Genomic DNA, 8,636 nt, shown 5'->3' with positions numbered 1-8,636 from the left:
GGAAAAGCTGGCCCCTTTGAACGAGGGCTATGAAAAGGCCGCGCCACCGCCGGACATGCTGAACCGAATTGAAGCGCGGCTGTTCCCGAAACCGGAACGTCCGCATCGCGCCGGGTGGCTCTGGGGGGGACTGGCCGGGGCTGCGCTGGCCGCGCTCACCCTTGTGGCGGTCCTGCCCCTGACGCAGCCACCCGTAACGGTCACCGCCACACTGACCGGAGAAGACCAGCCTCTTGTCATCGCCGCCCGCTACGATCCGGAAGCGGGCGCGCTGACTGTCAATCGCAGTGACGGACCACCGGCGGCAGCGGGCCAGGATTACGAGCTGTGGCTGATCCCTGCGGGCGAGGCTGCGATTTCCATCGGCCTTGTGCGCGAGGGCGATCTGACCATTCCGCTTGCAGCACTTCCGCCCGGCGCAACTCTGGCTGTAACGCTTGAACCCCAAGGTGGCTCACCCACCGGTGTGGCCACGGGACCGATCCTCGTCGCGGCGCTGGTTGAGGGTGGGTAAGAATCCGCATAACGACCGGGACCGGTCTGCGTGACAGAAGAGCACCATTGCGTTCAGAAACACAGAATCTCGGCCTCGGCCTGCGCCCGCCGCAGCCGGGCGACCGCGTCATTGGCAATTGTCATCGTCTTGAACATCGACAATTGCTCGCCACTGCCCTGTTGTAGCATCAGGACCGTTTCGGCCTCGACATAGGCGTCATAGGGCAGGATCGAGGCGATCACGTCGATCGAGCAGGCGCATCTGGAAAGCGTGATCCGGTCCTGACCATTGGTGGCCATGCAGGCAAAGACATAATCCGCCCGCGCTTCGGTCGGATAATCGTTAAGCCGGGCTGCCATGTCCTGCGCGGCCCCCGGCAACGGCACGAACAGCCCCAGCGCGATCAGACAGGCAATCTTCGGCAACCGCATCGGAACCCTCCCGGATATGCCCAGCCTAGCGCCGCCAAATCCGCTGTCAGTGCCGACCTTGGTCGCGGTCAGGCGGCCGACCGGCGGGTTTTCCAGTTCATCAACGCCCGCAGGCGCGACAATTGCACCGGCTTTGTCAGCACCGAAAACCCCATCTCGGCGCCAAGCCGGGTCAGCATATCGGACCGGTCGGCGGTGATGACAATCGCCGGGATATCCCCGCCCGCCCTGCCCCGCAGCGCTCGGATCGCCTCCACGCCCGTATCGCGCCCGTCCAGATGGTAGTCGGCCAGAACGATATCGGGTGCCGCACCAATTTCGTCCATCAGGGCCAGCGCCTCATCCGTCGACCCGGCGGCCAGCACGCTTGCCCCCCAACTGTCGAGTTTTGTGGTCATTGCGTGAAGCACCTCCACATCGTTCTCGACCACCATCACGATCAGGTCGAGCGCCCCATCCGGCGCGAGTTCGACACTGGGCAGATCGGTCCGGGCGACCAGTTCGGCCTCTGCCCGCGGCAGGGTGACAGAAAAGACCGAGCCCCGCCCCGGATTTGAGCGGACGTCAACGGTATGACCCAGATGGCGGCAGGCCCGTTCGACGATCGAAAGGCCCAGCCCCATGCGGGTGGCCGAGCGGGTCTGGCTGACGCGGGTGAATTCGTTGAAGATGCGGTCGAGATCATCCGGGGAAATGCCGATCCCGGTATCCCAGACCTCGATCCGCATCTGATCCTGGGCAGGGCGGCATCCGACCAGCACCCGGCCGTGATCGGTATATTGGATCGCATTGACCACAAGGTTCTGGATCGAGCGCAAAAGATAGCGCTGATCCGAAGTCACCCATTGGGTAGAGGGCAATACCGTCAACCCGATACCCTTTTCGACCGCAAGGGGCGCAAGATCCTCGGACAGAGATTGCAGCATCGGTCCGAGCGAGAAGGAGGTCACGCTGAATTCGGGCCCGGCACTGTCGAGCCGCGAGATGTCCAGCAGCGCATGCAACAGCGACTCGATCGAGGCAAAGGACCGCCCCAGACGGTCAACCATGTCACGCGCCCGGCGCGGCCCGAGCGTTTCGCGCAATGTGGAAATGTAAAGCTTCGCCGCATTGATCGGCTGCAACAGGTCATGGCTGGCCGCCGCCAGGAACCGGGTCTTTGAGCGGTGGGCATCCTCGGCCGCCTCCTTGGCCAGACGCAAGGCTTCCTCGACCCGCGCCTGTTCCGCTGCCCGGTGCTGCAACTGCCGGTTCGCCTCGGTCAGTTCGGCAGTGCGTTCCTCGACCCGCCGTTCCAGAAGCTGGTTGATCCGCAACCGTTCCTCGGCCGCTTCGCTTTCGGCGGTGACGTCGGTGACGGCAACGATGATCCCGTCATCGGGCAGGGCATGGATCTGCACATCCAGACTGACACCGTCCGGCCTGCGAAAGCGTTCCTGCACGACCCCGCCGCGCATCACGGTCTTGAACCACGATGCAGGCCCCCCGCCGTCGCTTTCCTGCTTGAGAACCTCAAAACGACCGATATGTTCGATGATGCGCCGAAAGCCGGTGCCCTTTTTCAGAAGCGACAGCGGCACGCCCAGAAACTCACCGAACCGCTCATTGCGCAGCATCAGCTCGCCCTCGCCCGAGAAGGTGCAGATCCCAAGCGGCATGTGATCGAAGGCCGCCTGCAGCATATGCGCCTGCCGGTCGATCAGGCGGTTCTTCTCGCGCCGGTTCTGGCGGACGACATCGGTAATCTCGGTCTGCAGGACGGCGATATTGCCCGATCCGGTCTGGCGGTAGGATATCTGGAACCAGCGGTCGTTCTTCAGGGCCAGAACATGGTTGGAAAAGCGCCGATCGCGCGGTTTCGATCCTACGCCGGGCGCGCGGCCAATGGCCTCGGTGCCGCGTTTGCGCAGGTAGGTGCTGGCCGCCACCGCCCCCAGATAATCGTCGAAGGCCAGCCCGGGAAGGATCAGCGGTTCCACATCGGGCAGAAGGCCGCGAAAATAGTCGTTGCAGATCTGCAAACGGTCATCGGTGAACAAAGCGAACCCACCCTCGACCGCCGACATCGCGTCGGACAGGGATTTCTGCATCCGCTCCTGCGACCGGTAGGCCAGTTCCAGTTCCGAACTGGCCCGGCCCAGCGTATCCAGCGCCTCTTCCAGATCGCGGGTCTTTTCCCAGACCTCGGCCTGCAGCGCGATGGCCGACTGGAACATCGAATAGGCCGACCGGCCCACGCCGTGCCCGCGTTCGGCCCGCTGGATCAGCGCATCTATGATCCTGGCCTGTTTGGCGATCTGGATGTCGGGCGGGTCTTTCGGGTCGATCACAGCGTCGGCCCTTCCTTCGGCCCGAAAAAGGCGATGCCCACGAAGGTCTGGTTCACATGCACGCCCAGATGCTGCTCGCCATAGGTGTTGAAGCCCACGACTTTATGCGACTTGAACCGTTCCGACGCAGCCCCGCCCAGCCCTTTGTGTTCAATCTCCAGCTTGCGCAGGCAGCAATCGAAGCCGAGGATCAATTCAGGCCGCGCACCGGTCTCATCGCAGACCGAGAGACCGGCATCGAGCGTCCGCACGATCTCTTTGCCGCGCCCGAGCGTCAGCAACAGACCATCATCGATCGCCGACAGAAATGTGAGCCCGCCGCCTTCGGCGATGCCCTGAATGGCGCGGACGTGATAGGCGGACCCATTGCGTACCAGAACCGGGTTTTCGGCAAAGACCAGCGGCGACAGCGCATCGGTCGGCACGCCCACAAGGCGGGCATATTCCTGCGCGGCAGGGGCGCCGTTGATTTCCAGAACCAGGCGTTCCTCGGGGACCGCGCGGGTCACGACCATGCGGTTCGGGGTCGGCTGAAAGTGATCGAAGCCGATGCCCCGGAACGCAAGATCGGTTTCGATCAACACCAGAACCGCCGCATTTCCATGCAGCTCTCCTCCGTGCAGCACGAATGTCTCGGTGAACTTCAGCCCATCCCCAGCAGAGCCACCAAAAACCGGAATATCCTGCAATCCGGCCTCCAGTGCTGCGACCAGCACATCCTCTTGCTTTGAAAGACCATCAGCGAAGACCAATGCCAGTCTGCGGCGGCCCGGTGTGGTCGGCAGGTGGGCTCTCAGCGCTTCGGTCTGGCGAACGACATCCTCGATACGAACCGGCGTCAGGGGGGTGATGAGGGTCGAGGCGACGCGAAAATGCGCGCGCCGGAAAGCCATCGCGACCAGCGCGTCATTTTCATAGCCCTCGGGCGTGATCTGACCCGCCGTCGTGCAGCCAAAGACCGCCGCCGCCGGGGGCGTCGCGGCAAGGGCGCGGGTAAGGGCCGCGCGGTCAAGCCCGTTCGGCACGAAGAGCAGGACAAAGCCCGGATCCGTCGGGGCAAGGGCCCCGGCGATCTCGGCAACCGCCGTTTCGGCATCCCGAGCGCGTGACACGGCAACGGTCACCGCCTCGGCGCCGCTCGCCGGAATATCCCGTATGACATTCATCGCAGCCGAAGCCTCCCCTCTTCGCCCACTTGTCGCTGCTGCGCTATTGCAGGTTGTGACGTATCGACACCTCACGCACCAGAAGGGCCGCCTGCGTGCGGTTGCGCACCCCAAGCCTGCGCAAAAGCGTGGTGATATGCGCCTTCACCGTGGCTTCGGCGAGATCCATCTCATAGGCGATCAGCTTGTTCGGCTTGCCCTTGCAGATCAGCGCAAGGATACGCCCCTGCTGCTGCGACAGGGCGGCGATCCGCCGCGAGATATCGGTGATGGACGTATCTTCCGGTTGGCGCGGGGCCTTTTCGGAATAGCCCGGCGGCACAAACGCCTTGCCGTCGGATATGTCGAGCATCGCGGCCTTGAGCCGGTCGCGGCCGAGATCCTTCGGAATGAACCCGGCAGCCCCCGCCGCCATCACCGACTGGACCACATCCGCCGAGGTGATGGCCGAGATCACCACGACCGGCACATCCTGCGCCCTGTCCTTGATCTTCATGAAGCCGCTCAACCCCGAGACGTCTGGCAGATTGAGATCCAGCATCACGATATCGGGCGAAAACCGGTCCCGCAGAACCTCCATCGCCTCTTCCAGAGAGGCGGCCTTCCGTACCTTTCTGATGTGGAAAACGCTTTCCATCATCGAGGCGAGCGCGTCGCAATAGAGTGGATGATCGTCAACGACGAGTGCGGATTTCACGGGCGCGGAATGCGCGGCTTCGGACGTGGATGCCATCATAGCACCTCCCATTGGCGACGATCCGTTGCCACAACCAAACACACGCTTACACCACCATGACGTACGCGCCGGATCGCCAATACGTCCCTTTCCCCACGCGGCGGAGTGTTGCACGTAAATCCACACCCGGCAAGCGGCACATCTACTACGACTTTAGTAGCATGCAGGATCGCAAAACCGCATGTTAACATTGCCATTCCCTGACCCCACATCAGGAACCGCGCTTGCGTTTTCGCGCTCTCATACCATGTCGTCCAACCTGGCTCTGACCGCCCCGACCCCGCACACATGACGACCCTGCCCCTACTGACCTGACAGCACCCGCAAGGTCGGTGGTCAACCTGGCAATGGCAGAAAACTCCGACACTCCGATACGGAACTGACCCGCACCCGCGCCATTTGTCTTTACAAGACAATGCGGATCGCAAAGATATCGCCAACATGGACGCCACATTGAACAAACCCGTCTCGCTGCGCGGTCTTGAAGTGTTCGACGAACTTGCCCGCACAGGTTCGTTGCACGATACCGCACGGCGTTTGAGCATGAGCGCACCTGCTGCCTCGCAGCAGTTGAAGAACCTTGAAGAGGCCTTGAGCGAGGTGCTGGTCGACCGCAACCGCCGCCCGCTGGAACTGACCGAAGCCGGGCGCGGATACCTGCTGCATGTGCGTCAGGCGCTTCAGCATCTGCGGCAGGGGGCCGCCGAAGTCTCACTGAAGGATCTCGGGCGCCTTCGGACCCTTCGCATTGGCTATATCGACGATTTCAACGGTGAGGTGATCCCGAGTCTCGCCGTGTCGCTCGCCCGGCTTCTGCCGTCCTGCGACATGTCGATCATAACCGAGTCGAGCCACGTCATAATCGAGGACCTTTTGTCCCGCGAAAACGAAATCGGCATCGCAGCCCGGCCGCCGGAACTGCCCGCCGGGCTGGTGGAATGGCCGCTTCTGCGCGATCCCTTCGTCATTGTTCTGCCACGCGGCTATCTGCCCAGCGCGCCACAGGACATTACCGAACTCGGCAATCTGCCTTTGGTGCACTATGACCAGCGGCAACTGGTCGGGCGGCAGATTTCGGCCCATCTCAGGCGGCGGCGGCTGGAACCGCCAAGCCGGATCGAGATCGACAGCAATCAGGCGATGTTCGGCATCGTCGCCAGCGGTGCGGGCTGGGCCATAACCACGCCCCTTGGCGTCTTGCAGGCGCGCCGTTTCCTTGGGCAGGTGGATATTCACCCCCTCCCCTTCGCGGCATTCACCCGCACGATCGCACTTTATCACCGGACCGACTGGAATGATGAGATTTCGGGCGTGCTCTGTTCCAAGATGCGGGAGATCCTGAAGACCGCGGTGGTCGAGCCGGGTATCGCCGCGATGCCCTGGCTGGAAGGGGCCCTGAGCGTCCTGACCGAATAACTCACACGTCCAGAAGGATGTTGTATTCGGCCCTGATGCGCGCTTCGGCCTCGGGTGACAGATAGGTTGGATGATGGTTGTCCAGAACCGACCGCGCCGCCAGACGCGCCCGCGCCCAGGCATCACTCTGGCCCTTCTCGGTCCAGGTGATCGGCGCGTCGCGGTCGGCGTAGCGCGGGTAGAAATAGTCGCGCTGCATCGCCGCCAGCGTATGCGCCCCACCCAGAAAATGCCCCTCGCCCAGAACCGCCTCGCAGATCGCATCAAAGCCGAGCGTATCTTCGTTCACCTCCACCCCGCGCAGGGTGCGGTAGATCATCGAATGCATTTCATCATCCAGAATGAACGCCTCGAACGACGCGCCGAGAAGCGAGGCCATCATGCCCGAGCTTTCATAGATCAGATTGCCCCCCGCCAGCCCGGCGGCAAGCGAGGTCAGCGCCTTTTCCATACCGGCCTGCGCATCGATGGCCTTGGCGTCCGTCATCGAAGCGGCCACACCCGATGGCAGGCCGAGCCAGTTTGATATCTGTGCCGAGGCGGCATTCATCACGGCAATCTCGGCGCCGCCGCCGGTGAAGGACCCGGTGCGCAGATCGACAACGAAGGGCCAGTTGGAGAACACCATGGGATGGCCGGGCCTGATCACATTGACCATCAGCAGGCTGGCCAAAGTTTCGGCCAGCGATTGCGCGAGGAACCCGGCAAGCGTCGCGGGCGCGGTCGCCCCGGATTGCGCCGCCGTGATGCAGGACAGCGGCAGCCCTTCCCCGATGGCGGCGAAGGTCACATCCACCGCATCTTCCCCGAACCGCATCGGTGAAATCACCGGGCTGATATGCGCCTTCAGAAACGGCGCGCGGCGGAACGCCCCCTCTTCCCCAAGGGCCATGTCAACCATGCGCAGGATCGGGCCGACATGTTCGGCCAGCATGAACGAGGTCGCGACAGGTTTCGTCGTGCCTTTCAGCAGCGCGAAGACCGTGTTGACGTCCAGATCGAAATTGTCCGGCACATCGGTCGCGACACAGCAGCGGGTGAACCAGCTGACATTGGTCAGCGTGTCTTGCAACCGGGTGAAATCATAAAGATCGCGCAAGGTGGAGGGGCGATAGCATCCGCTATCAAGGTCCAGCGTCTGCACCGCAGCGCCGCCGGTGCCGAAATGCACCCTCTCGCCACCGACATGGATCGACCGCGCCGGATCGCGGCCGTGAAAGGTAAAGTCCTTTGCCGCGATACGGATGCAGTTCTCGACCATCGCACGCGGGAAAAGGATGCGCGCGCCGGACCGCTCTGCGCCATGGGCCAGAAACAGCTTCGCAAGACCGCCCGGCACTTCGCCCATGCCAAGTTCGGCCAGCAGCCTCAGCGCGGTCTCATAGATCGCGCTTATCTCAGCCTCGCGCAGCGGTTTGTAGGCCCCGCCGATCTGACCCGGCGGGCAGGGGTTGACCTCTGGCGGGGCGGCGCGTTTCGCCACCCGTTCTGCCCGGCCACCCGCCCGTCTGCCGTTTGATGCCCCTGTCATCGCTTCCTCCCTGCAACGCGCCCAGTAGCGCGCGCGCTTTTGCTGGCTGGCAAGCCCGAAAGCACAGTTTCGAAACATCTACGACTGTCGAAGGAAATTCGGAATTTGTCACTGTCCCGTTGACCCGATTGCCGGACATGCCGCAACTCAATGGAACCCCATGAGTGTACGGAGCGCCCGAGATGAAGACCCAGACCCGCGTTGTTGTGATCGGCGGCGGCATCGCCGGATGTTCGACGCTCTACCATCTGACGCAGGAAGGCTGGACCGATGTGGTTCTGGTCGAGCGCAATGAACTGACGAGCGGAACAACCTGGCATTCCGCCGCTCAGGTCACGAATTTCGGCATGAACCAGACGATGGTCGGCCTGAAAAGCCATTCGATCCGGCTTTACAAGGAACTGGCCGAAGACCCCGACTACCCGATTAATTACCACCATGGTGACGGCGGCATCCGACTGGCCAATACCGAGGCGCAGATGCAGGGCTATAGGCATTTCGCATCGATGGCGCGCGGGATGGGTGTGCAC

At 63.0% G+C, this 8,636-nt stretch carries 8 protein-coding genes; 3 read left to right on the top strand and 5 right to left on the bottom strand.

Features of this window, described 5'->3' with window-relative positions; genetic code table 11:
• On the top strand, positions 1–514 hold a 514-nt coding region (locus WBB85_RS08315), incomplete at its 5' end, for an anti-sigma factor (RefSeq protein ID WP_432638155.1).
• Between the two features lie 53 nt (positions 515–567).
• Here WBB85_RS08315 and WBB85_RS08310 read toward each other — a convergent pair.
• The 4 genes from WBB85_RS08310 to WBB85_RS08295 all read right to left on the bottom strand — a co-directional run bounded on the left by WBB85_RS08310 (position 568) and on the right by WBB85_RS08295 (position 5,159).
• Complete coding sequence (locus WBB85_RS08310) at positions 568–927, bottom strand: hypothetical protein (RefSeq protein ID WP_432638154.1); 360 nt, start codon at positions 925–927, stop codon at positions 568–570.
• 68 nt (positions 928–995) lie between these two features.
• A complete protein-coding gene (locus tag WBB85_RS08305; protein ID WP_432638153.1) occupies positions 996–3,257 on the bottom strand; it encodes an ATP-binding protein in 2,262 nt (753 codons plus the stop codon).
• Positions 3,254–4,423 (bottom strand): FIST N-terminal domain-containing protein, encoded by a 1,170-nt coding sequence (locus WBB85_RS08300; RefSeq protein ID WP_432638152.1) that lies wholly within the window; start codon positions 4,421–4,423, stop codon positions 3,254–3,256. Before WBB85_RS08300 ends, WBB85_RS08305 begins: the two co-directional genes overlap by 4 nt.
• A gap of 43 nt (positions 4,424–4,466) precedes the next feature.
• Positions 4,467–5,159 carry a response regulator gene (locus WBB85_RS08295; RefSeq protein WP_432638151.1) on the bottom strand — a complete coding sequence of 231 codons (693 nt, stop codon included), beginning with the start codon at positions 5,157–5,159 and terminating at the stop codon, positions 4,467–4,469.
• A gap of 441 nt (positions 5,160–5,600) precedes the next feature.
• On the opposite strand from WBB85_RS08295, the gene WBB85_RS08290 reads away from it, so the two are divergent.
• Positions 5,601–6,575 carry a LysR family transcriptional regulator gene (locus WBB85_RS08290; RefSeq protein WP_432638150.1) on the top strand — a complete coding sequence of 325 codons (975 nt, stop codon included), beginning with the start codon at positions 5,601–5,603 and terminating at the stop codon, positions 6,573–6,575.
• Between the two features lies 1 nt (position 6,576).
• On the opposite strand, the gene WBB85_RS08285 is transcribed toward WBB85_RS08290, so the two are convergent.
• Positions 6,577–8,106, bottom strand: a complete 1,530-nt coding sequence (locus tag WBB85_RS08285) for a trimethylamine methyltransferase family protein (protein WP_432638149.1) — start codon at positions 8,104–8,106, stop codon at positions 6,577–6,579.
• Positions 8,107–8,288: 182 nt separating this feature from the next.
• Here WBB85_RS08285 and WBB85_RS08280 point away from each other — a divergent pair.
• The coding region (locus WBB85_RS08280; protein ID WP_432638148.1) for an NAD(P)/FAD-dependent oxidoreductase at positions 8,289–8,636 on the top strand (348 nt) is incomplete at its 3' end.

Origin of the sequence: Albidovulum sp., from assembly GCF_049646345.1 — a bacterium.
GTDB lineage: Bacteria > Pseudomonadota > Alphaproteobacteria > Rhodobacterales > Rhodobacteraceae > Albidovulum.
The sequence above is the reverse complement of the archived record's forward strand: the minus strand, read 5'-3'. Positions and strand labels throughout refer to the sequence as shown.

What these genes read in the sequence shown, in the direction of transcription:
- WBB85_RS08295 (WP_432638151.1), bottom strand. Translation starts at nt 5,159, where the DNA reads ATGATGGCATCCACGTCCGAAGCCGCGCATTCCGCGCCCGTGAAATCC.
- WBB85_RS08310 (WP_432638154.1), bottom strand. Translation starts at nt 927, where the DNA reads ATGCGGTTGCCGAAGATTGCCTGTCTGATCGCGCTGGGGCTGTTCGTG.
- WBB85_RS08290 (WP_432638150.1), top strand. Translation starts at nt 5,601, where the DNA reads ATGGACGCCACATTGAACAAACCCGTCTCGCTGCGCGGTCTTGAAGTG.
- WBB85_RS08285 (WP_432638149.1), bottom strand. Translation starts at nt 8,106, where the DNA reads ATGACAGGGGCATCAAACGGCAGACGGGCGGGTGGCCGGGCAGAACGG.
- WBB85_RS08300 (WP_432638152.1), bottom strand. Translation starts at nt 4,423, where the DNA reads ATGAATGTCATACGGGATATTCCGGCGAGCGGCGCCGAGGCGGTGACC.